Consider the following 23829-nt stretch of genomic DNA (forward strand, 5'->3'; position numbering starts at 1 on the left):
AAGCATGAAACCGGCATTTGCACTTTCGCTTTCCTCTGATGGTATTGAGTTGATCTATCGCGCCGGCGACGGCTGGCGCAGCGTTGCCCTCACGCCATTCGATGCCGGCGACCTGCCCGCCGCGCTGGCGGAAATGCGCGAGGCAGCGCTGCGGCTTGAACCGGAAGGCGTCTTTTCCAAACTTATCCTGCCCAACGACCAGATCCGCTATTTGCCCGTCGAGACCGGTGATCTTCCGGCTGATGCCCGAATTGACACTGCCCGGCAGGCGCTGGTTGGGGCGACCCCCTATTCCGTGGATGAGCTGGCCTTTGACATCTCAGCCGATGGCAGCATCACCCATGTCGCGGCCGTGGCACTGGAAACACTGGATGAGGCAGAGACATTTGCCGTTGAACACGGGTTCGGACCGGTCAGCTTCGTTGCGGTTCCGGACGGCAGCGGGTTTCTGGGTGAGCCGTTCTTTGGCACCACACGGGCGATCCGCGGCACTGAGGTGGAACCGGACAGCGAAGCTGTTGCGGTGGCAGGGCCGCTGGACCTTCCGGTTTCTGCCAAAGAACCAGCAACTGCCAGTGAAGATGCCGCTGCAGACGCGGCGGAGGCGGCAGATGATCCAGCCAAGGACGAAGACAGCACTTTAAACGCTGCAGTGCTGGACGACCCTCTGCCGGATCATGCAGACCAGGCAGAGCAGCCAGAACCTGCCGCTCCTGCAGTGGCGGCAGCACAGGCTGGCCCCGACGCTGTTTCCAAGCCTGCCCCCGCCGGACACGACCAGCCCCTGGCTGATGCGCCTCAGACAGGCCCCGCGGCGCCATCTGCAAAACCCTCGAGCCTGCCGCCCGCTCCGCCGGCCGCCAATACCGCCACTGCACCCGCTGAAACCGCCGAAGATGACAAGAGCACCGCGTCTCCCGTACCGCTTGTTGCCGCCCCCAAACGCGGCGCAGAGACGGCCGCAGCCATACCGCTGGGCGCGGCACAGCCGGCCTTGGTTCTGGACACGGCAACGCTTGCTGCACCCCGCCCGTCAATTCCCCCTGCACCGGCCGCCCTGCGGGAAACCGCATCAGAAGCGCCCGGCGCGGTCCAGGCAAAGCCTGCAGCAGAGGCACAAGAAAACAAGACCGTAACCAAAGGCAAGCCGCGGCATCTGGGGCTGATCCTGACCGCAGTCTTGCTGCTGTTCCTGGCCGCTGCGGCTGTCTGGGCTGTGCTGGGCGAAGAAGCTTTCCTGACCTCCAGCCCGGAACCGGATCAACGTCTGTCCCCCGCCCCCGAAGTTAACGCAGCAGACGGCGGCACGGCGCAAAACTCTGGCCCGAATGACACGCCGGCTGTGCTGGACCACCCCAGCGAAGAGGCCGATCCGCAACCGATTGCCCCGCAGGTCAGCGTGCTTGCAGAACAGCCTGATGCCGGAGCAGCAGACACCGGCGCGGATGCAGCTGAGAGTTTTGAGGAAGGCAACCCGGAACTGGCCGGGACCGGCGCCGCTAATCTGCACCCGTCTGTCGCGGATGAAGCCGCCGCAGACGGTGTGGACTTGCCGGAGGAAGGCACTGACACGGCCTTCCTGGAACCGGAAACATTGCAGCCCGGCAATATCAGCCCGCCGCAAAACACCGCGGCGGAGCAGCCGCTGGACCCGCTGGCCCAGGCTGCGCGCTATGCAGCCACCGGCGTCTGGACGGTTGCACCGGATCTGGGGCAGTTCCCCGCTGGCGCCGGGCTGGACGAACTTTACACCGCTTCCATCGACCGGACCGGATCAGCCCCCGATGCCGTGGCGCTGCCGCAGCCGGATAGCTTTTCCAACGATCTGGAACTTGCCCCTGTCGCCTCCCCCGCCGCCGCCGGGAAAGCGTTTGATCTGGACGGGCGCGGCCTGGTCAAGGCGAGCCCTGATGGCACGCTCAACCCCGATGGCATCATGATTTTCAAGGGCCGCCCCAAGGTGGTGCCGCCGCCCGCACCTGACCGCAGCGACCCGGCGGCCGAGGCCCTGGCCGAGGAAGTCGCGCGCAACCAAGTCTTGTCGCGCAAACGGCCAAAGCCGCGGCCTGCAGATCTGGAGGAACAGGTGGAGCGGGCACAGCTTGGCGGCCTCAGCCGGGCAGAGCTGGCCTCCTTGCGGCCGCGCAAACGGCCTGCGAGCCTGAAATCCGCCGAAGAGGAACAGCTGCCGGTAACGGAACTGGCCGTTGCCGCATCGGTGCAGCCCCGTGGCCGGCCCGCCAACTTCGCCAATCTCGTCGACCGCGCCCGCCGCAATTCCCAGAATCAGGTGCAAACCGCCGCCGCGGTGCCTGCCGCCGCAGCGGCCGCCGCACCGCGCATTCCAACAGCGGCTTCTGTTGCCCGCCGCGCCACGGTCAATAACGCCATCAACCTGCGCAAGCTGAACCTGATCGGCGTTTATGGCACTGCCTCCGACCGCCGCGCCCTGGTCCGCCTGCCCTCCGGCCGATACAAGAAGGTGCAAGTCGGCGACCGCATTGACGGCGGCCGGGTGATCGCCATCGGCGAAAGCCAGCTGCAATACCAGAAAGGCGGCCGCAACCGCACTCTGACCATGCCCAAGGGCTAAGACCAGCCCGAAGAAAAGCCGGGCCTGCGAGGCAAACCCGGCTTAGCCTGCTTTCCTGACAGACTATTCTGCGGCCTGAATCTCGCCGTTTTCAATCTGCTCGCGCTCGATCGATTCAAACAGCGCCTTGAAGTTCCCCTCGCCAAAGCCGTCATCGCCCTTGCGCTGGATGAACTCGAAGAAGATCGGCCCAATCACGGTTTTGGAGAAGATCTGCAGCAGGATGCGGGTTTCGCCGCCGTCCACCACACCCTCGCCGTCGATCAGGATACCGTGTTTCTTCATGCGGTCCAGCGGCTCCTCATGGCCGTGCACCCGTTCCTTGGACAGCTCATAATAGGTGTCATTCGGGCCAGGCATGAACTTCAGGCCCTTGCCGGCAATCGCGTCGGTGCTGGCATAGATGTCCTCGGTGCCGACTGCGATGTGCTGGATACCTTCGCCGTTGTATTTTTTCAGATAGGACACGATCTGACCGGTCTCGCCCCGATCCTCGTTGATCGGGATCCGGATGCGGCCGCAGGGCGAGGTCAGCGCGCGGCTGAACAGGCCGGTGTACTTGCCTTGGATATCGAAGAAACGGATCTCCTTAAAGTTGAACAGCTCCTCGTAGAACCTGAACCACTTGTCCATGTTGCCCTTGTAGACATTGTGGGTCAGGTGATCGAGGTAATAGAACCCGTCGCCGCGCGGCTTGGACTGCTTCAACCACTCGAATTCGCCGTTGTAGGGCGAGGTGTCGTAGTACTGATCGATGAAGTAGATCAGCGACCCGCCAATGCCTTTGATCGCAGGCACATCCATCACCTTGCCCGGCCCATCATAGGCCTCTGCGCCCTTGGCAACCGCATGATCGAATGCCTTTTGCGCATCCGCCACACGCCAGCCCATCGCCGGGGCACAGGGGCCGTGCTCTTCCACGAACTTTGCGGCAAAGCTCTCAGGGTCGGCGTTCAGGATATAGGTCACATCGCCCTGCTGCCACAACTCCACCAGCGGCTGGTCCTTGCGGTGCCCCACCAATTCATAGCCCATGCGGGTAAACAGCTCCCGCAACTCTTCCGGCTCGGGGCTGGCAAATTCAACGAATTCAAAGCCATCGGTGCCTGCGGGGTTCTCAGTCGTGATTTCGGATTTCGGGGCATTATGCGGGAACGGGCCCATTGCGCATCTCCTTGAGATCATGGGGAAACAAGTGAATTCTTGCATCAAGAATACCGCATATCGCATGCTTGTTTTCCGCATTGTTTCGCACCCACGCCTTGATCCGCGCGCAATTTCCGCGAGAATAGTTAAAAGTATGGAGATTTTCCGCATGCTAGACACAACAGACATGAAACTTCTGGCAGCGTTGCAGAAAGACGCGCATCTGACCGCACAGCAACTTGGTGAAATGCTCAATCTCTCGCCCAGCCAAGCGGGACGGCGACGCCAAAAGCTGGAGGCCGACGGTTATATCCAAGGCTATTCGGCACGGCTGGACCCAGCAAAACTGGGGCTGGCGGTCCAGGGCTTCGTGCAAGTGCATTTGGGCAGCCACGGGCCGGAGCAATCCAAGGGATTCGCCCGCCTGGTGGCCAGCCAGCCGGAAATCACCTCTGCCTGGACGATGACCGGCGAGGCCGATTACCTGCTGCGTGTCTACTGCGCCGACCTGGAGGCGCTGAATACGCTCATTCACGGCATTTTACTGCCGCATCCCGCCGTCTCCAGGGTCCAAAGCCAGATCGTAATGGCACAATTAAAACGCGATGCACCGCTGCCGACTTAACCAGCTGGGAAGGATTTCGGCGTAAAGATGCAGTAACGACTACTGTAACCCAAAGTGGAATGTGCCGTGTCTTTTGTTGACCGCCGCGTCGAAACGCGCCCCACCAGCGGCGAGGCCCCGTTCGCCCTCAATGAAGTGTTCTTCTCCAGAACCGACAGCCGGGGTGTGATCCAGGCCGGCAACTATGTCTTCCGCCGCGTCGGCGCATATCCTTGGGAAGAGCTGATCGGCGCCCCGCACAAAGTAATCCGCCATCCGGATATGCCCAAGGGCGTGTTTTCGCTGTTCTGGGACACCATCCAGCGCGGCGAATCGATGGGGGCATACGTCAAGAACAAGTCCAAGGACGGGCTGTACTACTGGGTGTTTGCGGTGGTGGTGCCCTGCCAGGACGGGTATCTGTCCGCCCGTATCAAGCCCAGCAGCGAACTGTTTGACCAGGTGCGCAGCCTCTACGCCAAGATGCTGAAGCGGGAAAAGGACGAAGGCGTCAATCCCGCGGACAGCGCGCAGTATCTCCTCGATTGGCTGAACAGCCAGGGGTATGAAGATTACCACCAATTCGCCGCCCACGCGCTGAGCCAGGAGCTGATTGCCCGCGATCACGGGCTGGGCCAGCAGCCGCACGCCCGCGTCCAGGAGCTGACCAGCATGCTGCGGGACGCGGAGACCTTGGTAGAGGAAACCGAAGGGCTGATTACCGACTTCGACGCGATGCATACCATCCCGCATAACCTGCGTGTGCTGGCGTCGCGGATCGAACCCTCGGGCGGTCCGGTGACCGTTCTGTCACAAAACTATGGCTCGATGTCGCGCGAAATGTCGGACTGGTTCGCCGCTCATGTGATGGGAAAGAACAGCAATTTCGCCAAGATCAAATCTTCGGTGAACAACAGCCTGTTTGTCGAAGGCATGGCGCGCATCCTGATCGAATGCGACAACCAGCTGCAAAAGGAGCGCCGCGACCTGGGCAATGTCGATATGGAGGCCGAGCGCAAGATTCTGGGCGACCTGGTCAAGGCGCAGGTCAAACGCTCGGAGGACGGCATGAAAGAGGTCGATGAAGAAGCCGTGCGCATCACCAGCGCTTGCCAAGTTATGCACCGCCACTTCCTGGGCCTCAGCTCCACCCGTGTCCTGCTCAAGATTGAAAGTGCCCGGCTGACTGATTCCGGCGAAACCCTGGCCGACATCATCGACCAGCTGGGCGGTTTTCAGGAGCGGATCTCCCGGCGGCTGGACCGTATTGGCAAGCTAAGCGAAGAAATCCGCATTCTGGAGCACTAAGACCGCCCGCAGCGGTCCCGGCAGGCGCCGGATTGCCAGCGCCTCAGCCTTTCGCTGCCAAAATGATTGCCAAGGCCCCGGCCTGCTTGCGATACCTTCTACATGGAAGAGTTTTTTTATCAGGCAACCATTTACCTGGGGGCCGCCGTCATCGCCGTTCCCCTGGCAGCCCGGCTGGGGCTGGGTTCTGTGCTGGGCTATCTGGCTGCAGGCATCGCCATTGGCCCGGTCCTGGGCCTTACCGGCGCCGAAACCGAAGATCTGCGCCATTTCGCCGAATTCGGCGTGGTGATGATGCTGTTCCTGATCGGGCTGGAGCTGGAGCCGCGCGCGCTTTGGGCGATGCGGGACAAGCTGATCGGACTTGGCGGCATGCAGGTTGCCGCTTCCACCGTTGTTCTGATGGCGGCGGCCATGGCCGCGGGCCAGCCCTGGCACGTCAGCCTTGCGGTCGGGCTGGCGCTGTCGCTGTCTTCCACCGCAATTGTTTTGCAGACATTGTCGGAAAAAGGATTGATGCAAACCGGCGGCGGGCGCTCTGCCTTCTCGGTGCTGCTGACCCAGGATATTGCGGTCATTCCGATCCTGGCCTTCCTGCCGCTGCTGGGCACCTATGCCATTCCGCAATTCGCCTCCGACGGCTCCATCAGCCGGGAGGGCGCAGGCGGCCATGGCGGCGGCCACCACTCGCTGTCTTTGGTCGACGGGCTGCCCGGCTGGGCAGTGGCGCTGGTCACGCTGGCCGCGATTGCCTTTATCATCCTGGCAGGCATCTATCTGACCAGGCCGCTGTTCCGTTTCATCCACGCCTCCAACCTGCGTGAAATGTACACCGCCCTGGCGCTGATGATTGTTGTCGGCATCTCCTTCCTTATGACCCTGGTGGGCCTGTCGCCGGCGCTTGGCGCCTTTCTGGCGGGGGTGGTGCTGGCCAACTCTGAATTCCGCCACGAGATGGAAAGCGACCTCAACCCCTTTAAGGGGCTGCTGCTGGGCCTGTTCTTCATCACCGTCGGCGCAGGTATCAACTACCGCCAGTTCCTGGCCGACCCCGGCGACCTGATCGGCCTGGCCTTGCTGGTGATCTTTGCCAAGGGCGCAGTGCTGTTTGCGGTTGGCCACGCTTTTGGCCTGCGCCGCCGCCGGCTGTGGCTTTTCACCCTTAGCCTTGCCCAGGCCGGCGAGTTCGGGTTTGTGCTGCTGGCGTTTTCCACCCAGCTGAACGTCATCCCGCCGGCCCTGTCCGAAAAGCTGCTGCTGGTAATCGCCCTGTCGATGCTGATCACCCCGCTGCTATTCATCCTCTATGACTTCCTGTCAAAACGCATGGGAGAACCGCTGCAAGCCCACGAGCCGGATGAAATCGACGAAGAAGGCCCGGTAATCATCGCCGGCATCGGCCGGTTTGGCCAGATCGTCAACCGGCTGGTGCAGGCCAGCGGGTTTAAGACCGTGGTGCTGGACCACGACATGGAGGCGGTGCAGCTGATGCGCCGCTTCGGGGTCAAAAGCTTTCTGGGCGACCCGACCCGGCCGGAACTTCTGAAGGCCGCGGGCATCGCCAAGGCCAAGGTCTTTGTGGTGGCGCTGGATGACCCGGAGGGCGTGGTCAAGATGGTCAAATATGTGCGCCGCTCCTATCCCGATCTGCACATCATCGCCCGCGCCAAGGACCGCAACCACGTCTATGAGCTGTACCAGGCCGGCGCCGACGACATCGTGCGCGAAATGTTCGACAGTTCGGTCCGCGCCGGCCGCTACGTGCTGGAGAACGTGGGCCTCAGCGAATATGAGGCTGCGCAGGCCGCGCAAACCTTCTATGCCCATGACCGGGCCAACCTGCGCGATCTGGCCCAGCACTGGATCCCCGGCGTGCCCGCCAGCCAGAACCCCGCCTATATCGAACGGGCGCGGGAGCTGGAGAAAGCCATCGAAAGCGCGATTTTTGACATGGCCGAACGCAAGCGCAAGAAATCCTCCGAGGCCGCCGAATGAAACAGCCCCGGCGCAGTGCCGGGGCCTAGAATTCGATCCGGAGAACAGCCGCCAGGTTCAGCTGTCTGAAACCCCTGCCTCGGCAAAGGTGGCCATGCCGCTGTGGCAGGCGATGGCGCCTTTTAGCACCTGGATCGCCAGCGCCGCGCCAGAGGCCTCTCCCAGCCGCAAGCCCAACGACAGCAGCGGCTGCTTGCCCAGCTTCGCCAGCAGCGCCGGATGGGCGCCCTCCGCGCTTTGATGACCCGCCACTGCGTGGTCCAGCGCGCCATCTGCAGTCTTCGCCAGGCAGGCTGCGGCAGCGCAGCAGATGAAACCGTCCAGGATGACCGGAATATGCAGGATCCGCGCTGCGGCGATGGCGCCGGCCATGGCGGCAATCTCGCGCCCGCCCAGGCAAGCCAGCGCGTCCAGGCCGTCCCGGATTACCTCCTTGTGCAGGGCAACGCCTTCGGCCACCACGCGGGTTTTGTTTGCAAGGCCGGCATCATCCACACCGGTGCCGCGTCCGGTCCAGTCTGCGGCTTCGCCGCCAAACAGCGCACAGGCCAGCGCCGCCGCAGGGGTGGTGTTGCCAATGCCCATTTCGCCTACCACCAGCAAATCGGCACTGGGGTCCACTGCCGACCAGCCAGCCTGAAGCGCCGTCAGCAGTTCGTCCGCACTCATGGCAGGCGCTTGGGTAAAATCGGCAGTGGGGCGGTCCAGCTCCAGCGCATGCACATCCATGCGGGCACCAGCCAGCCGGGCCAGCTGGTTGATCGCCGCGCCGCCATGCTCAAAGTTGACCACCATCTGGGCCGTCACTTCTGCCGGAAAGGCCGAGACCCCCTGCGCCATCACCCCGTGATTGCCGGCAAAGACGATCACTTGCGGTGCGGTGATCTCCGGCCGGTCGCTGCGGCGCCAGCCACCGTACCAGATCGCCAGGTCCTCCAGCCGGCCCAGTGCTCCCGGCGGCTTAGTCAGCTGCGTATTGCGCGCGGCGGCACCATCCAGCGCGGCCTGGTCCTGCGCAGGAGCGCCAGCAAGCGCGGCGCGGAAATCATCAAGGGAGGAAAGCTGTGGCAGCATGGCATTGCCTCGTTGCATCTGAGTGGGTGACGCGGATAAAGCGGTTGCAGACTGTTTACCCGCTGGCCGCAACGCCGCAAGCCCTCCAATAGGCCCGCAGATGCGAAAAAACGACATTCAAGCTAAAGACATGACGCTGGCACTGGTGCTGCTGACCCGGCTGCCGCTGCCGCACCTGCCCGTTGACGCCTTCCAGCGTCAGGCCAGGGCAGTCTGGGCCTTTCCGCTGGCCGGGCTGGCGGTGGCCTTGCCTGCCGCGCTGCTGGCGGCGCTTGCGCTGGCCGCAGGGCTGCCCGCCATGGTGGCCGCAGGGCTTGCCCTGGCGGCGCAGGTGATGCTGACCGGCGCCATGCACGAGGACGGGCTGGCCGATACCGCCGACGGGCTCTGGGGCGGCTTCACCCGCGAACGGCGGCTGGAGATCATGAAGGACAGCCATATTGGCGCCTATGGGGTAATCGCGCTGATCCTCGGCTTCGGCCTGCGCTGGAGCGCCCTGGCGGCACTTTTCGGGACCGCCGGGCCCTGGATCCTGCCGCCACTGGCCATGCTGAGCCGCGCGGTGATGCCTGCCTTGATGGCGTCGCTGCCCAATGCACGAAGTGCCGGATTGTCCCAAACCGTAGGCCGCCCCCGCGTTCTGCCCTGCTTGCTGGCCGCCCTGCTGGCCATTGGCCTGTCACTGCCTGTGCTTGGCGCCGCGGCCCTTGGCATGGCCCTGGCCATGGCCATGGCCGGGGCTGGACTGGGCCTTCTGGCCAAGGCCAAGATCGGCGGCCAGACTGGCGACATTCTAGGCGCCTCGCAGCAAGTGGCAGAGATCGCGGGCCTTTTGGCGCTGCTTGCAATCTGCGCCTGACCCTGGCTCACTCACAACGAAAAAGGCCGCGCCCGGCAGGCACGGCCTTTACTTTAAAGCGGAGCGCCGGATCAGGCAGCGCGGGAGGTCAGCACCTCGTCCACCTGCTTGGCGGCTGCGATCTCGTCATTGCCGGACACGGCAGCCACTTCGCGGGTCAGCCGCTCCAGCGCCGCCTCGTACAACTGGCGCTCGGAGTAGCTCTGCTCGCGCTGATCATCGGTGCGGTGGAGGTCGCGCACCACTTCAGCGATTGAGATCAGGTCGCCGGAGTTGATCTTCTGCTCATACTCCTGCGCGCGGCGCGACCACATGGCGCGCTTCACCTTGGCCTTGCCCTTGAGCGTTTTCATCGCTTGGGCGATCACGTCCGGCGAGCTGAGCGAACGCATCCCCACTTCGGTGGCCTTGTTGGTCGGCACCCGCAGGGTCATCTTGTCCTTTTCAAAGGTGATCACGAAAAGCTCCAGCGCAAAGCCGGCCACTTCCTGCTCCTCGATCGAGATGATCTGGCCAACGCCATGCGCCGGGTAGACCACGTAATCATTGGGGCGGAATTCGAGCTTCTTCGACTTGGTCATACAGGTTTTTCCTCACTCACAGCCGGGCGGCACCGGCACTATGGCGAACAAAACTCCCGGATCCGGTCAGTTCATCGTGACCAGCCCCCAGGACATCTTCTCCGCAGAAATACCGCCCAAAATGCGCAACGCTGCAGGCGTGCGCCGGGGGCGGACTCCGATTGTTTATGTCTTTTGTGCTTCAATCATACCATAAAAAAGGGCCGCCCGAAAGGCGGCCTGCTGGCACGGGTTCGTAAAATCCCGTGATAATGCGGCGTTTCTCCGCACAATTGCGGCATCGCGGCGTGCGGCAGAGAATCAGCCGCCTTCGCCAGGCGCCTCAGAGAAATACTTCTCCATCTTGCCCTCTTCGCCGTCGCGTTCCTCGTAACCCGGCATCGGGTCTTTCTTGGACACGATCACCGGCCACAGCTCAGCGTATTTGCGGTTGAACTCAACCCATTTGTCCATATCCGGCTCAGTGTCCGGGCGGATCGCGTCAGCGGGGCATTCCGGTTCGCAAACGCCGCAGTCGATGCATTCGTCGGGATGGATCACCAGGGTGTTTTCACCCTCATAGAAGCAATCCACCGGGCATACCTCGACACAGTCGGTGTATTTGCAGGCAATGCAGTTTTCCGTCACGACATAGGTCATTGTACCGAGTCCCGTTTTCCGTTTGCGCCTAGCTAATCCAGACGCGGCTGCACTTCAAGGCGTCAAAAGCCCTCGGGCTTGCGGGTAAGATCAAGCGCCCTGCGGGCTTTTTTGTCCGGACGGCCTTTTCCCTCGAACTTCGGATTGGCAGGAATTTTTTCCTGTTTTTCGGTCATATCAAAGTACAGCGCCTGCGCCTCAGGCGCCGGTCCGCGGCGTTCGCCTATGGCTTCAACCCGCACCACGCGGATCACATTGCCTTGAGCAAAGGTCAGAACATCACCAAGGGTGACGTTCTGAGCCGGTTTCAGCGCCTTGCTGCCATTGAGGCGCACATGGCCCGCACTGACCTGCTTCGCGGCCAGGCTGCGGGTCTTGAAGAACCGCGCATGCCATAGCCACTTGTCAATGCGGATCTTGGGCGCCCCCTCAGTCATGGCCGGGTCAGTCGCCCTGTTTCAGCCCCATCAGCGCAGCTGCAAAGGGATTGTCCGGGTCGATCTGCTTTTCCTTCCTGGCAGGGCGCGCGGAATAGGTCTTGGCCCCCTGGTCCTGGCGCGGTCCGCCCTTGCGGCCCGGCTTGCCCCGGCCGCCCTCGCGGTCGCCGCCTTTGGCGCCGCGCGGCTTGCCTTTGCTGCCAGGTTTGCCGTCGCCCTGCGGGCGGCGGTTCTGCTGGCGCTGGCCGCCGCCCTGGCGTCCGCCGCGGTTGCCACCCCAGGTGAAAGTGAAGAACACTTCCATTTCCGGTTCCGCATCAGCAGGGGCTTCAGATTTGGCTTCTGCTGCCGCTTCCGCAGGTGCCGCTTCGGCTTCGGTCGCCGGTGCTTCGGCAGCCACGTCTTCAGCAGGAACCTCTGCCGGCGCCTCTGCAGCTTCCGCCGCGGGCGCTTCAGCCGCAGCCTCTTCTGCCGCAGGTTCTTCTACAGCCGCTTCAGCAGGCTTCGCTTCCGGCTCAGCCGCCACCGGCTTCACCTTCTCGCGCTCGCCTTTCTCGGCCTTATAGCCCAGACCCTGCATCAGGTCCGCGAACTGCTCCAGCGTCATGCCAGTGATCGACAGCATATCCGCCTTGGCTTCAAAACCACCGCGGCTGTCCTCGGAACGCAGCATATCGGCCAGGCGCTCCAGCATGTCGATGCGGATCATCCGCTCGCCCGCGGCGCGGTAGCCGGACATGGTATCATAGCCTTCGGGCGCGTCCTTGACCGACGGCACGGTGACCAGGCCCGGCGGCGGTGCCTCGGGAAAGTCCTGCAGGCCATTTGCCAGCGACCACAGCACCAAGCGCAGACGGGTCGGCGCCGGTTTCAGCAGCAGAGGCATGAAGATGGTGAACTGGCCAAAGCGGATGCCATGCTTGCGCAGCGCACCGCGAGCATCCTGATCCAGATCCTTGACCTCCTGCATCACGCCTGCGCGCGGCAGCACGCCGAGGTTCTCGACCATGCGGAAAGCAAAACCGCGCGCGAGGCCGGTCAGTTCCTCATCCTTCTGCAGGTTCAACAGCGGTTCGAACAGCGCGTTGATCTTGCGGGTGATGAAATGCAGCAGGCGGCGCTCGACCTTCTGGGCCACATCCGGGCCTGCGGCCTCATCTACAAACACCTCGATCTGCGGGTTCAGCGCATCGGCGCCGGCAACCAGCTTGCCCACCGCATGCTCGCCCCACATCAGGCCGCCCTGTTCGGTAAAATCGATCTCGGTATCGGGCGCGTTATAGAACCGGTCCGCACGCAGATGGAATTGCGGCGCCAAAGCCTGCAGCGAGGCCGCCTTGAGGGCTTTTGCCTCAGTGCCTTGCGCAGCTTTGTCCGGGCTGAACCGGAACCCCTCCAGACGGCCGACGAATTCGCCTTCGACCGTCACTTCACCCTTGTCATTCACTTCGGCCAAAAGGGCCTCCTTCTGTTTGAGCCGCCGCAACAGCACAGACGTGCGCCGGTCCACAAATCGCTGAGTCAGCCGCTCATGCAGAGCATCCGACAACCTGTCTTCTACAGCGCGCGTCTCCCCGCGCCAATGGCTTTCGTCACGCAGCCAGCCATTCCGCTGCGCGACATATGTCCACGTCCGGATAAATGCCAGACGTTTGGACAATGTGTCGATGTTTCCGTCAGTGCGGTCAATCCGCTTTATCTGGCGAGCCATCCAATCGTCCGGCACCACCCCGCCGCCGTGCAGATGCTCGAAAATCACCCCCAGAAGCGAGGCGTGCTCGGCATGGGAAATACCGCGGAAATCGGGTATCCGGCAGACATCCCACAACAGTTTCACCGATTGCGCGTTGGTGGTGCGCGAGATGACGGCGGATTCCCGCGACAGCATCTTCAGCGCGCCAAGGTCATCCGCTTCGCGCGCCTTGATCAGGTTCTCGTTCGAGGGGCTTGATTCGAGCGAGTTGATCAGCGCCTCAACGGTGCCGAACTGCAGGTTAGCCGATCGCCAGTTCAGCTTCTTCAGCGGCGTGAACTGGTGGTTCATGATTGCCGAGGCGGTGCCCTCGTCCAGCGGCCTGGCGTCGCCGGTGACGCCAAAGGTGCCTTGGCTCATCCCCCGGCCTGCGCGGCCTGCAATCTGCGCCAGTTCATTGGGCGCCAGTTCGCGCATCCGGCGGCCGTCGAACTTGGTGGTGGAGGAAAACGCCACATGGTCGATGTCGAGGTTGAGCCCCATGCCGATGGCATCGGTGGCCACCAGGTAATCGACCTCGCCATTCTGGTAGAGCGCCACCTGAGCATTGCGTGTCCGTGGGCTCAGCGCCCCCATCACCACTGCCGCCCCGCCCTTCTGGCGGCGGATCAGCTCAGCAATCGCATAGACATTATCAACAGAAAACCCGACGATTGCCGTGCGCGGCGGCATCCTGCTTATCTTTTTCGAACCTGCATACGCTAAATCGGACATCCGTTCGCGGCGCACAAATTCAACACCGGGCACCAGCGCTGAAATCGGACCGCGCATGGTGTCTGCTCCCAGAAACAGCGTCTCATGGGTGCCACGGGCGCGCAGCAGCCGGTCAGTGAACACATGGCCGCGCTCTGGATCGGCGCAAAGCTGGATCTCGTCGATGGCCAGGAAGTCGCAGCCCATGCCCTCCGGCATCGCTTCAACCGTGCAGATCCAGTACTGCGCCCGCGGCGGCACGATGCGCTCCTCACCGGTGACCAGCGCCACAACGGACGGCCCGCGGGCCGCCACCACCTTGTCATAGACCTCCCGCGCTAAAAGCCGCAGCGGAAAGCCCATGACACCGGTGCGGTAGCCCAGCATCCGTTCAATTGCATAATGGGTTTTGCCGGTATTGGTCGGGCCCAGGACGGCCACGATCCGCGATGCGCTTGCCATGATTTCAGCCCCCGCGCCCCAACGGGGCTTACAGTTCCCTGCCCTCGACCGAGGATTTCAGACGTTCGAGGGCGCTGCTTACTTCCTCGTGGTGCGGATGTATAGCCTTGGCACGCTGGTAGGCCTTATACGCATGTTCCGGCTGTCGGAACTGCTCAAACACCACGCCCAGCGCATAGATCGCGTTGTAGTCCTGCGGATTGAGCGCCAGTGACCGCTCCAGATCCGCAACCGACGGGCCATAAAGCCCGATCTCGAAATAGACCCGCGCGCGTGTGTACCAGCCGCGGGCGAAATCCGGCGCGTGATCGGTCAGCGCGGTCAGGTGCTCCACCGCCTCCTGCAGGTCGCCCCGTTCCATCGCGTCACGCCCCCGCCGCAGCAGCAAATCCATGGCAGGCGAACCGCTCTTGGCCCACAGCGCCTGCAACTCGCGGTCTATTGCCGCAGCCTCCGCCGGCGCCGCTTGCGCCAGGTCCTGCAGCAGCACATCAGCAGTCAGCGCTTGCGCGGAAACCTGCGCAGGCAGGGAATACGTGACTGTGACCGCCGTTGCCGCCACGATAGCTTTGAGCTTTGAGTGAATTGCCAGCATGATGCCCCCAGTGTAATCCCGCGCGCGGCATTTTCCAGTATTGGATGCAAATGCTTCACAGGTTTGTGCTATGAAGCGCGCAAAGCAGATTGAGGACCGATATGAGCGATACCCTTGGACAGGCAGCAGAGGCCCTGAACGAAAAGCTGGACGCAGGCGCCTTTGACGCGTCCGCCAAGTTCGAGATCGAGGGCCTGGGCGCCATCGTGCTGGACAGCGACGGCGCGCGGGTCAGCGACGAAGACGCCGATGTGACCATGACTGCGGACGCCGATACGTTCCAGTCGATCCTGGAGGGCGACCTGAACCCCACCGCCGCCTTCATGTCGGGCAAGCTGACCATTGACGGCGACATGGGCACCGCGATGAAACTTGCATCGGCCTTGTCCTGATGGACGGCGCCCAAATGGACCTGCAGCCCGCCCCCCTGTTCGCGGATATCGCCCAGGGGCCTGCGGGCGGCCAGGCCCATTGGGTGCAAGCCTCTGACGGCCTGCGCATCCGCGCGGGCCACTGGCGCCCCGAAGGCGCGGCACAGGGCACTGTCCTGCTGTTCCCCGGGCGCACCGAATATGTCGAGAAATACGGCCTGGCCGCGGCGGAGTTCGCAGACCGCGGCTTTGCCACACTCACTGTGGACTGGCGCGGCCAGGGTTTGGCAGACCGGATGCTGGCAGAGCGCCGCCTGGGCCATGTTGAAGACTTCACCGACTTTCAAAAGGACGTCCAGGCCCTGATCCGGCTGGCAGAACAGCTGGAGCTTCCCAAACCCTGGTTCCTTGTGGGCCACTCCATGGGCGGCGCCATCGGCCTGCGCGCGGTGATGCAGGGGCTGAAGGTCAAGGCCTGCTGCTTCACCGGTCCGATGTGGGGCATCCAGATCCCGCCGCTGCTGCGCCCTTTTGCCAGTTTGCTAGGCGGTATTGCCCCCTATCTGCATCTGGATAAGCTGCTGCTGCCGACAACGGCGCTGGACCAATACGTGCAGATCACCCCGTTTGAGGGCAACACTCTGACTACCGATGCCGATATGTACCGGATGATGCACGCGCAGCTGGCGGCGCAGCCCGATCTGGCGCTTGGCGGGCCGACCATCCAATGGCTGCGCGTCAGCCTGCAGGAATGCGCCTGGCTGGCGGAACAATCCTCGCCCGCCCTGCCCTGCATCACCTTCCTTGGCTCGGATGAACAGATCGTCAACACGGACGCCATCCACGATCGCATGAACCGCTGGCCCGGCGGCGAACTGGACCTGATCAAGGGCGGCCAGCACGAGGTGATGATGGAAACCCCGGAAATCCGGGAGCACGTTTTCAACAGCATGTGCCGCCTTTTCGAGCAGCACCGCGGCTGACCCCGCCGTTGCCTCTGCGGCGTACGCTGCATTTACCCCGTTCTTACCTGCATCTGTCATTCTCTCCCGGTTCCGCGACCCTCGGCTTGTGATCCCTGAAGCCCGCCCTTAGATGTTGGGTCAACGCATTTTTCATGACAGGAGCCCCCATGTTCCAGCTTCCCTTCCCCGTCCGCGACGCAAACGCCACTGCCGGTTCCGGCGGCCTTGGCAACCTGCCGGAATGGGATCTCAGCGATCTCTATGCGTCTGAGGACGCCCCCGAACTGGCCCGCGACCTGGACTGGCTGCAAGAGGAATGCGCCGCCTTTGCCGCCGATTACGAGGGCAAGCTGGCGGATCTGGATGCGGACGGCCTGCTGACCTGCGTGCAGCGCAATGAGAAGATCAACAACATCGCCGGCCGCATCATGTCCTTTGCGGGCCTGCGTTACTACCAGCTGACCACCGACGCCGGCCGCGCGGCCTTTCTGTCCGACTGCCAGGAAAAGGTGACCATTTCCACCACCCCGCTGGTGTTCTTCACGCTGGAACTGAACCGGATCGACGACAGCGTGATGGACTCGCATCTGGCCGCCAACGCTGAACTGGCGCGCTATGACAGCGTGTTCCGCCGCATCCGTGCAATGAAGCCTTACCAGCTGTCGGACGAGCTGGAGCGGTTCATGCACGACCTGGGCATCGTCGGCGACGCCTGGGAAAAGCTGTTTGACGAGACCATTGCAGGCCTCACCTTCACCGTGGATGGCGAAGAGCTGAACATCGAGGGCACCCTGAACCTGCTGACCGAACAGGACCGCTCCAAACGCGAGGCTGCCGCCCGCGAGCTGGCGCGTGTGTTCGGCGAGAACATCAAGACCTTTGCCCGCGTCCACAACACGCAAGCCAAGGAAAAGGAAATCATCGACCGCTGGCGCGGCATGCCCAGCCCGCAAACCGGCCGCCATCTGTCCAACGATGTGGAGCCCGAGGTGGTCGAAGCCCTGCGCGAGGCGGTTGTTGCCGCCTACCCCAAGCTCTCCCACCGCTACTACGAGCTGAAGCGCAAATGGCTGGGCCTCGACGTGATGCAGGTCTGGGACCGCAACGCACCGCTGCCGCTGGAGGACACCTCGGTCGTCAGCTGGGCAGATGCCGAAAAGACCGTGATGGAGGCCTATAACGCCTTTGATCCCCGCATGGGCGAGATCGCCGCACCGTTTTTCTCCGATGGCTGGATCGACGCCGGCGTGAAACCCGGCAAGGCGCCCGGCGCCTTTGCCCACCCCACCGTCACCAACGTGCATCCTTACGTGATGCTGAACTACCTGGGCAAGCCGCGCGACGTGATGACACTGGCGCATGAGCTGGGCCACGGCGTGCACCAGGTGCTGGCGGCGGAACAGGGCGAAATGCTCTCCTCCACCCCGCTGACTCTGGCGGAAACCGCGTCTGTCTTTGGCGAAATGCTCACCTTCCGCAAGATGCTCGACAAGGCCGAATCCAAGGAGCAGCGCAAGGTGCTGCTGGCCGGCAAGGTCGAGGACATGATCAACACGGTTGTGCGCCAGATCGCCTTTTATGACTTTGAATGCAAACTGCACGCCGCCCGCGCCGAGGGCGAGCTGACCCCGGATGACATCAACGCCATCTGGATGTCGGTGCAGGCTGAGTCGCTGGGCGAGGCGTTTGAGTACATGGAGGGCTACGAGACCTTCTGGGCCTATATCCCCCACTTCGTGCACTCGCCCTTCTACGTCTACGCCTATGCCTTCGGCGACGGGTTGGTGAACGCGCTCTACTCGGTCTACGCCTCAGGCGCTGAGGGTTTCGAGGACAAGTATTTCGAGATGCTCAAGGCAGGCGGCTCCAAGCACCACAAGGAACTGCTGGCCCCCTTCGGCCTCGATGCCACCGACCCCAAGTTCTGGGGCAAGGGTCTTTCCATGATCTCCGGCTTCATTGACGAACTGGAAGCGATGGAGGACTGATGCCTCTCTCCCTGCGCCCGGTTGCCCGCAGTGAGTTTGACCTGGTCTCCCGCATTCAAGTGGAGGCAGACCAGGTCCGCTACTCCGGCACCGTGACGCAGGCGTTCCAGGAAAATGAGGAGGGCGTGGATTTTCATGCCATCCTCGACGGCTCCCGCGCTGTGGGGTTCTTCAAGATCGACCGGCTGTATCATGAGACCTACAGCTTTGCCGCAGCGGATGAGCTGGGCCTGCGCGCTTTCATGATTGATCGCGATGAACAGGGCAAAGGCTATGCCACGGCTGCGGTGGCCGCTCTGAAAGCCTATCTGCCTGCGCACTATCCGGGCCGGTGCGCGGTTGTGCTGACGGTCAACATGCAGAACCTTGGCGCCATCCGCTGCTACCGCAGGGGCGGATTTGAGGACACCGGCGGCATCAACACGCATGGGATCGCCGGCCCGCAATATGTTCTGCGGATGGCTCTCGCCGGGCAGCCGGAATTTTGCGAAAATTCCGGCTAGGAAAACACGTGTTTTCCTAGCCGTTTCCCGCGCCGGGAAACGGCGCGGGGGGGGCCTAACGGGCCTTACTGATGCGGGAAGTAGTCCTCGCAGTCGCCGTCGCGGTAAACATCCGCCGTGCAGCAGTGCAAGCCGCCGCCAAAGGCATAGGCGTCGCGCAGCTCGACCTCGACCACTTCCATACCCAGCTTGTCCATCTGCTCCGCCTGGTAGACCTCGGATTTCTCGACGCAGACGGTTTTGGGGTCCAGAACCAGCACATTCATCGACAGCCAGGTCGAGGAATAGCACAGCGGCGGCGGGGTGTTGTGGGCGGGCTGCGCCGCATCAACAATGTCCCAGCCGTTCTTGTTGAACATCTCGCGCTGCTCATCCGGCAGGCGGCGCTGCGGGTTGTTCAGGATCAGCCCCGGGCGCAGCGGGGTGAAGGTGGCGTCAATGTGGATCGGGTACGGGTCGCCCGGGAAATTCACCGTATGCACGCGGTGATCCGGGAAGTGGCGGCGCAGCCATTCGATGCCTTTGAGGTTGGTGGTGAAACCATGCTGCACCACCAGGTCCTTGCCAAAGCGCAGCACGTCGGCGGCGTCGAACAAGGGTTCTTCCTCGGTGGTGACAAAAAACTTCTCCGCCGCCCATTCCAGCCGCTTGGCCTCGCCAATCTTGTCGCTGAGGTAATCCGGGTGGTAATCCGCATCCGTGAGGCGTGGCTTGGGGGCTGCCTCGTGCCGGAAGTTCGGATCTTCCTCCCAGTACTGCTTCAGCAGCGGCCGGTAGTTCAGGTACTCGAACCAGCGGCAGCGGTAGGACATGGTCGCTTCCAGCATCTCATGGCCGACAGTCAGCAGCACGTCGCGTGGCGGCATGCAGCCGAATTGGCTGTCGGTGTGGAAATCCGGCGTGGTGACGGGCTGCGCATGGTCGATTGAGACCGGACGGTCGACACGGATGCCGCGGCCGCGCAGCTGATCGGCGAAATTGTCCAGCAGCTCATTGGCGCGGTCGATGGTTTCCTGCGGGCGGCGGCCCCACTGGCCGCGCATGTCGCTGTCTTCCGGCACCTTGGCATCCAGCGCGGGCTCTTCCGGCGGGATGTGGCAATCATCCGCACGCCCCACGATCACATGGCGCAGCGTGTCCCATTCGTTCCAGCTTTTGACTTCGGTTTTTTCCGGCGACCAGGCCATGGATGCCTCCTCATTTTCTGGGAGACAAGGCGGGGCCTTCAATCTCCCGATTGAAAGTCCCGGCGTACAGGAGCGTGGGTTTTGGGCGAGAGCAAACCGCTCTCCAGCGACGCCATCGCCTGTGAGCCCGGCGCCCGATATAGCAGCCAAAGGAGGTGCGGGGAAGACGATTCAGACGCAGCAGAGGCTTGCGTCATTTCAGCTGGCTGTCCTTGGAGCCGCGCCGGTTGATGCCGCCGCGCGCCTGTTGGGCGCCGTCGCGTTCCTGCTGGCAGTCGATGCAGAGCTTGACGCCGGGAAGAGCAATGCGGCGTTTCTCCGGGATCGGCTCCTCACATTCAGCGCAATGGGTCAGGCTTTCGCCGACGGGGCGCCTCACGGCCTTCATCCGCGCCAGCTCGTCATTGATCGAGGCTTCGATCTGTTCATTCACCGCGCCGTCCTGCGCCCAGCCGCCTGCCATGGCTCCTCCTCCTGTGCCAGAGACCTGAGTTTAATCCCGCGCCGGCGCCCTGGCCAGCCCGGCATTGCGGCAATATCCGAGTAAATCTATCAACTATTTGATTTCATTACATTTTCCATTGACCTGCACCCGCAGACTGCATAAACAGAATACAGAAATTGCAAGCAAGCCAGAATCACCAGGCCGCAAGCAGCCAGCGATCCAGCCCTCCTTCGGGACAGCCAGACAGCTAGCACCGCCAGCAACCAGAGTGATTTCAGCCAGCCGCGCTAAAGCGACCGTGCCAGCGTTTCTGCCAGCCCCCTATCCCGCCGCGCACCCAGCGATTTGCCAGGCCCGTGCCAGACAGGTTTACAGCCAGTATCCGCCAGCCGTTCAGGTCAGCACCGCTGACCCAATGTTTCGCGCGCGAAACATTACGGCAGAACCACTGCCGTAAAGCCAGCATCATTGTCAGGTGACAAAAAAGGCGGTGCACTGCACCGCCTTTCATTCGTTCTATTGCGTACCGGATCAGGCGCCGGTCAGCATGCCTTTTTCCATCGCCAGCTCGCGCATCTTCTTCTGCAGCTTTTCAAACGCCCGCACCTCGATCTGGCGGATGCGTTCGCGGCTGACATTGTACTGCGTGCTGAGCTCCTCCAGCGTCACCGCCTGATCCATCAGGCGGCGCTGGGTGAGAATGTCCTTTTCGCGGTCGTTCAGCACGTCCAGCGCAGCAGTCAGCAGCTCGCGGCGGGCTTCCAGCTCATCACGGGCTTCATAGTCGCCAGCCTGGTCGGCGTCTTCATCCTCGAGCCAGTCCTGCCATTGCATGGTGCCCTCGCCCTCGGATCCGACGGTGGCATTGAGCGAGGCATCGCCGCCGGACATACGGCGGTTCATCGAGATCACCTCATCCTCGGTCACGCCAAGGTCGTTGGCGATCTGCGCGACGTTTTCCGGGCGCAGGTCGCCCTCCTCCAGCGCGCCGATGCGGGCTTTGGCTTTACGCAGGTTGAAGAACAGTTTCTTCTGCGCCGAGGTGGTGCCCAGTTTGACCAGCGACCAGGACCGCAGGATATATTCCTGGATCGAGGCGCGGATCCACCACATGGCATAAGTTGCCAGGCGGAAGCCCTTTTCCGGGTCAAAACGCTTCACCGCCTGCATCAGGCCGACGTTGGCCTCAGAGATCACTTCGGCCTGCGGCAGGCCATAGCCGCGGTAACCCATGGCGATCTTGGCCGCGAGCCGCAGATGGGACGTGACCATCTTGTGGGCAGACTGCGCATCCTGCTCCTCGACCCAGCGCTTGGCCAGCATGTATTCCTCTTCCGGCTCCAAAAGCGGAAACTTGCGGATTTCCTGGAGATACCGGTTCAGGCCGCCTTCCGGTGTCGGGGCAGGCAGGTTTGCATAATTCGCCATATAAAGTGTCCCTCCCAAAATGTATAAGGACTTAACATCAGCGCATATGTGTTAGCGCCAAATCCTTTTCAAGGACCACACAGGGAATTCTTCTAGTTTAGCCCGACTCATTTCGTCTGTGAATTGCATCACAGGCAGGAACACGCTGATTTGCTGGTAGTTTACCGGGGATGTTCCGGCACCGTCACTGCGCGGTTTCGTTCCGCAAAGCTGTTAGGAGATCCGCCATGTCCGGCGGCAGCGGCGCCTCAAAGCGCAGCGCTTCGCCGCTAACAGGGTGGTCAAAGCCCAGCACCGCAGCATGAAGCGCCTGGCGCGGGAAAGCCTGCACTGCTGCCTGCCCGGCTTCATTCAGCGCCTTGGCGGCCAGCTTGCGGCGGCCGCCATAGGTGGGGTCGCCGATCAGCCCGTGCCCGGCATGGGCCATATGCACCCGGATCTGGTGGGTCCGGCCGGTCTCCAGCCAGCATTCGATCAGCGCAGCGCAGGGCGGGTTGCCAAAGCTTTCAATGATGCGCGCGCGGGTCACCGCATGGCGGCCGCCCTGGAACAGCACCGCCTGCTTCTGGCGGTCGGTCTTGTGGCGGGCCAGCTGGGTGGTGAGCTTGAGGATATTGCCAGGCTCGAAACTGGCGCCCTTAACGCCGCGCAGGCGCGGGTCGTTGCCGTCCGGCACACCGTAGCAAACGGCCTGGTAGTAGCGCTCAACCGTGTGTTTCTCGAATTGCGCTGCCAGCCCCTGGTGGGCGGCGTCGGACTTGGCCACCACCAGGAGGCCGCTGGTCTCCTTGTCGATGCGGTGCACGATGCCGGGGCGTTTGACCCCGCCCACGCCCGACAGATTGCCGCCGAAATGGTGCAGCAGCGCGTTGACCAAAGTGCCCGAGGGCGAACCCGGCGCCGGATGCACCACCATGCCCGCGGGCTTGTTGATGACAATCAGATCCTCGTCCTCATAGACGATTTTCAGCGGAATATCCTCAGGGCCAATATGGCTGTCCTCGGCCTCTTCCACCTCGATGGCGATCTGCGCGCCCTCTGCGACGCGCGCCTTGGCGTCCTGCACCACGATGCCGTCCACCATCAGCGCGCCCTCATCGATCAGCCGCGCCAGCCGGGTGCGCGACAGCGACGCCTCCTCTGGCACATCGCGCGAAACCGCTTTATCAAGCCGCTTAGGCGGGTTTTCCGCGATGACAAACTCAATCCGGCGGCTGCCCATGACTGATCCTTCCGAGACCGAAACCAATGTGGAACCGCCGCAGATCCGGTTCCTGCGGCGGCTGGTGACCACGCTGACCGTGGTGATGATTGGCGGGCTTGTAGTGATTATCTCGCTGCTTGTCATCCGCTTGCAGTCCGGCGATGCGCCGCTGCCCGCGGAAATCACCCTGCCTGCGGGGGTGGAGGCCGATGCGGTGACACTGGGGCGCGGCTGGATTGCAGTCGTCAGCCGGGACAACCGCATACTGATCTTTGACCGCGAGACCGGTGCGCTGCGCCAGGAAGTTCAGATCCAGCAATAGGCCGGCGGCTCAGGACCGCAGCAGCACCTTGTTTGAATCAATGGCTGCGGCGATCTGCGCGTATTGGCTTTGCCGCTCCCGCGCGGTCTCGGCGCTGCGCAGCAAAACAGTGGCTGCCTCCTCGAAAATCCGGGCGGCCTGCTGATTGACTGCCGCCTGTGCGGAAGGGCTGACAGGTGTCAACGGGCGGCTGGTACGCACCGAGGGATCGGCAGAGCTGGTGACGCTGACCCGGCCGCGTCCCGGATCACTGTTTTGCCGGGCCAGGCGCCTGAGCTTGGCAGACGTGTCCTGCAGGACGCTGCGCACCTCATCATAGTCCGTTCCCTTGGGAATACCGCCTGCCGTGGCTTCCAGCCGTTCGGACAGGCAATCCACCTGCAGCGCCGAATCGCCGGTGGCACGGCAAAAGGCCTTGGCTGCGGACAAGGCGGCCATCAGCTCCGCCAGAAAAGCTGCCGACCCGAATTCCCCCGCGGGCACCACAACCGTGTAGACCAGAGGCGCCGAGCCTTGCGCCAGCACCGGTCCGGCAGCCAGGCCGAGACAGGACGCCCATGCGGTCAGGCTTTTGACAAAAGTGCCGTTCATAACATTTTCCTCGCAATAAACCAAAATCCGCTCATGACATCCGGCAGTTGCGCGGCATACTGCCGGAACCCCGCCGGGCAATACGC

22 protein-coding genes are annotated in these 23829 nt (G+C 62.9%); 10 read left to right on the forward strand and 12 right to left on the reverse strand.

The genetic code is table 11. From position 1 onward, the window contains the following. Positions 1–4: 4 nt before the first annotated feature. The gene (locus tag ACXAHG_RS05335; protein WP_475056284.1) at positions 5–2593 is read left to right on the forward strand and encodes a hypothetical protein; all 2589 of its coding nucleotides are present in this window, start codon (positions 5–7) and stop codon (positions 2591–2593) included. Positions 2594–2656: 63 nt separating this feature from the next. Here the strand turns inward: ACXAHG_RS05335 and hppD are convergent, their stop codons facing one another. Beyond that, a complete protein-coding gene (gene hppD, locus ACXAHG_RS05340) occupies positions 2657–3757 on the reverse strand; it encodes a 4-hydroxyphenylpyruvate dioxygenase (protein ID WP_475056285.1) in 1101 nt (366 codons plus the stop codon). Between the two features lie 151 nt (positions 3758–3908). On the opposite strand from hppD, the gene ACXAHG_RS05345 reads away from it, so the two are divergent. The 3 genes from ACXAHG_RS05345 to ACXAHG_RS05355 all read left to right on the forward strand — a co-directional run bounded on the left by ACXAHG_RS05345 (position 3909) and on the right by ACXAHG_RS05355 (position 7646). Beyond that, positions 3909–4364: an Lrp/AsnC family transcriptional regulator gene (locus ACXAHG_RS05345; RefSeq protein WP_475044423.1), complete on the forward strand. Its 456-nt coding sequence runs from the start codon at positions 3909–3911 to the stop codon at positions 4362–4364. Between the two features lie 66 nt (positions 4365–4430). Then, positions 4431–5651 carry a PAS domain-containing protein gene (locus ACXAHG_RS05350; protein WP_475044425.1) on the forward strand — a complete coding sequence of 407 codons (1221 nt, stop codon included), beginning with the start codon at positions 4431–4433 and terminating at the stop codon, positions 5649–5651. A 102-nt stretch (positions 5652–5753) separates the two neighbouring features. Beyond that, positions 5754–7646, forward strand: coding sequence for a cation:proton antiporter domain-containing protein (locus ACXAHG_RS05355; protein ID WP_475056287.1), 1893 nt, complete (start codon positions 5754–5756; stop codon positions 7644–7646). Positions 7647–7703: 57 nt separating this feature from the next. On the opposite strand, the gene cobT is transcribed toward ACXAHG_RS05355, so the two are convergent. Continuing rightward, a complete protein-coding gene (gene cobT / locus ACXAHG_RS05360) occupies positions 7704–8720 on the reverse strand; it encodes a nicotinate-nucleotide--dimethylbenzimidazole phosphoribosyltransferase (protein ID WP_475044429.1) in 1017 nt (338 codons plus the stop codon). A 100-nt stretch (positions 8721–8820) separates the two neighbouring features. Between cobT and ACXAHG_RS05365 the strand changes: the two genes are divergently transcribed. Beyond that, positions 8821–9579 carry an adenosylcobinamide-GDP ribazoletransferase gene (locus ACXAHG_RS05365; RefSeq protein WP_475056288.1) on the forward strand — a complete coding sequence of 253 codons (759 nt, stop codon included), beginning with the start codon at positions 8821–8823 and terminating at the stop codon, positions 9577–9579. Between the two features lie 71 nt (positions 9580–9650). On the opposite strand, the gene ACXAHG_RS05370 is transcribed toward ACXAHG_RS05365, so the two are convergent. From ACXAHG_RS05370 to ACXAHG_RS05390, 5 genes are all read right to left on the reverse strand, one after another. Continuing rightward, a complete protein-coding gene (locus ACXAHG_RS05370; RefSeq protein ID WP_019294694.1) occupies positions 9651–10160 on the reverse strand; it encodes a CarD family transcriptional regulator in 510 nt (169 codons plus the stop codon). 300 nt (positions 10161–10460) lie between these two features. Then, positions 10461–10799: a ferredoxin FdxA gene (fdxA, locus tag ACXAHG_RS05375; RefSeq protein WP_019294695.1), complete on the reverse strand. Its 339-nt coding sequence runs from the start codon at positions 10797–10799 to the stop codon at positions 10461–10463. A 62-nt stretch (positions 10800–10861) separates the two neighbouring features. Beyond that, on the reverse strand, positions 10862–11236 hold the full coding sequence (locus ACXAHG_RS05380; protein WP_475056290.1) for an RNA-binding S4 domain-containing protein: 375 nt from the start codon (positions 11234–11236) through the stop codon (positions 10862–10864). A 7-nt stretch (positions 11237–11243) separates the two neighbouring features. Further along, positions 11244–14144 (reverse strand): helicase-related protein, encoded by a 2901-nt coding sequence (locus ACXAHG_RS05385; RefSeq protein ID WP_475056291.1) that lies wholly within the window; start codon positions 14142–14144, stop codon positions 11244–11246. Positions 14145–14172: 28 nt separating this feature from the next. Then, positions 14173–14739, reverse strand: coding sequence for a tetratricopeptide repeat protein (locus ACXAHG_RS05390; RefSeq protein WP_475044436.1), 567 nt, complete (start codon positions 14737–14739; stop codon positions 14173–14175). A gap of 101 nt (positions 14740–14840) precedes the next feature. On the opposite strand from ACXAHG_RS05390, the gene ACXAHG_RS05395 reads away from it, so the two are divergent. From ACXAHG_RS05395 to ACXAHG_RS05410, 4 genes are all read left to right on the forward strand, one after another. After that, complete coding sequence (locus ACXAHG_RS05395) at positions 14841–15131, forward strand: SCP2 sterol-binding domain-containing protein (RefSeq protein ID WP_475056293.1); 291 nt, start codon at positions 14841–14843, stop codon at positions 15129–15131. Next, the gene (locus tag ACXAHG_RS05400; protein WP_475056294.1) at positions 15131–16093 is read left to right on the forward strand and encodes an alpha/beta hydrolase; all 963 of its coding nucleotides are present in this window, start codon (positions 15131–15133) and stop codon (positions 16091–16093) included. The genes ACXAHG_RS05395 and ACXAHG_RS05400 overlap by 1 nt, the downstream gene beginning before the upstream one ends. Before the next feature lie 149 nt (positions 16094–16242). Next, entirely contained in the window at positions 16243–18063 is a 1821-nt protein-coding gene (locus tag ACXAHG_RS05405; RefSeq protein ID WP_475056295.1) for a M3 family oligoendopeptidase, read from the forward strand. Then, the gene (locus ACXAHG_RS05410) at positions 18063–18566 is read left to right on the forward strand and encodes a GNAT family N-acetyltransferase (protein WP_475056296.1); all 504 of its coding nucleotides are present in this window, start codon (positions 18063–18065) and stop codon (positions 18564–18566) included. Before ACXAHG_RS05405 ends, ACXAHG_RS05410 begins: the two co-directional genes overlap by 1 nt. Positions 18567–18631: 65 nt before the next feature. Here the strand turns inward: ACXAHG_RS05410 and ACXAHG_RS05415 are convergent, their stop codons facing one another. The 4 genes from ACXAHG_RS05415 to ACXAHG_RS05430 all read right to left on the reverse strand — a co-directional run bounded on the left by ACXAHG_RS05415 (position 18632) and on the right by ACXAHG_RS05430 (position 22848). Then, positions 18632–19753 (reverse strand): serine/threonine protein kinase, encoded by a 1122-nt coding sequence (locus ACXAHG_RS05415; RefSeq protein WP_475044444.1) that lies wholly within the window; start codon positions 19751–19753, stop codon positions 18632–18634. Between the two features lie 193 nt (positions 19754–19946). Continuing rightward, positions 19947–20216, reverse strand: a complete 270-nt coding sequence (locus ACXAHG_RS05420) for a DksA/TraR family C4-type zinc finger protein (RefSeq protein ID WP_475044446.1) — start codon at positions 20214–20216, stop codon at positions 19947–19949. A gap of 513 nt (positions 20217–20729) precedes the next feature. After that, entirely contained in the window at positions 20730–21626 is an 897-nt protein-coding gene (gene rpoH / locus ACXAHG_RS05425; RefSeq protein ID WP_475044448.1) for an RNA polymerase sigma factor RpoH, read from the reverse strand. A gap of 184 nt (positions 21627–21810) precedes the next feature. Further along, positions 21811–22848 (reverse strand): RluA family pseudouridine synthase, encoded by a 1038-nt coding sequence (locus ACXAHG_RS05430; protein WP_475056298.1) that lies wholly within the window; start codon positions 22846–22848, stop codon positions 21811–21813. Here ACXAHG_RS05430 and ACXAHG_RS05435 point away from each other — a divergent pair. Beyond that, positions 22847–23152: a DUF6476 family protein gene (locus tag ACXAHG_RS05435; RefSeq protein WP_475044451.1), complete on the forward strand. Its 306-nt coding sequence runs from the start codon at positions 22847–22849 to the stop codon at positions 23150–23152. The genes ACXAHG_RS05430 and ACXAHG_RS05435 overlap by 2 nt on opposite strands. Positions 23153–23161: 9 nt before the next feature. Here ACXAHG_RS05435 and ACXAHG_RS05440 read toward each other — a convergent pair whose 3' ends face one another. Next, complete coding sequence (locus tag ACXAHG_RS05440; RefSeq protein WP_475056299.1) at positions 23162–23743, reverse strand: hypothetical protein; 582 nt, start codon at positions 23741–23743, stop codon at positions 23162–23164. Between the last annotated feature and the right edge of the window lie 86 nt (positions 23744–23829).

It is taken from the genome of Leisingera sp. ABD4_442 (genome assembly GCF_056160905.1).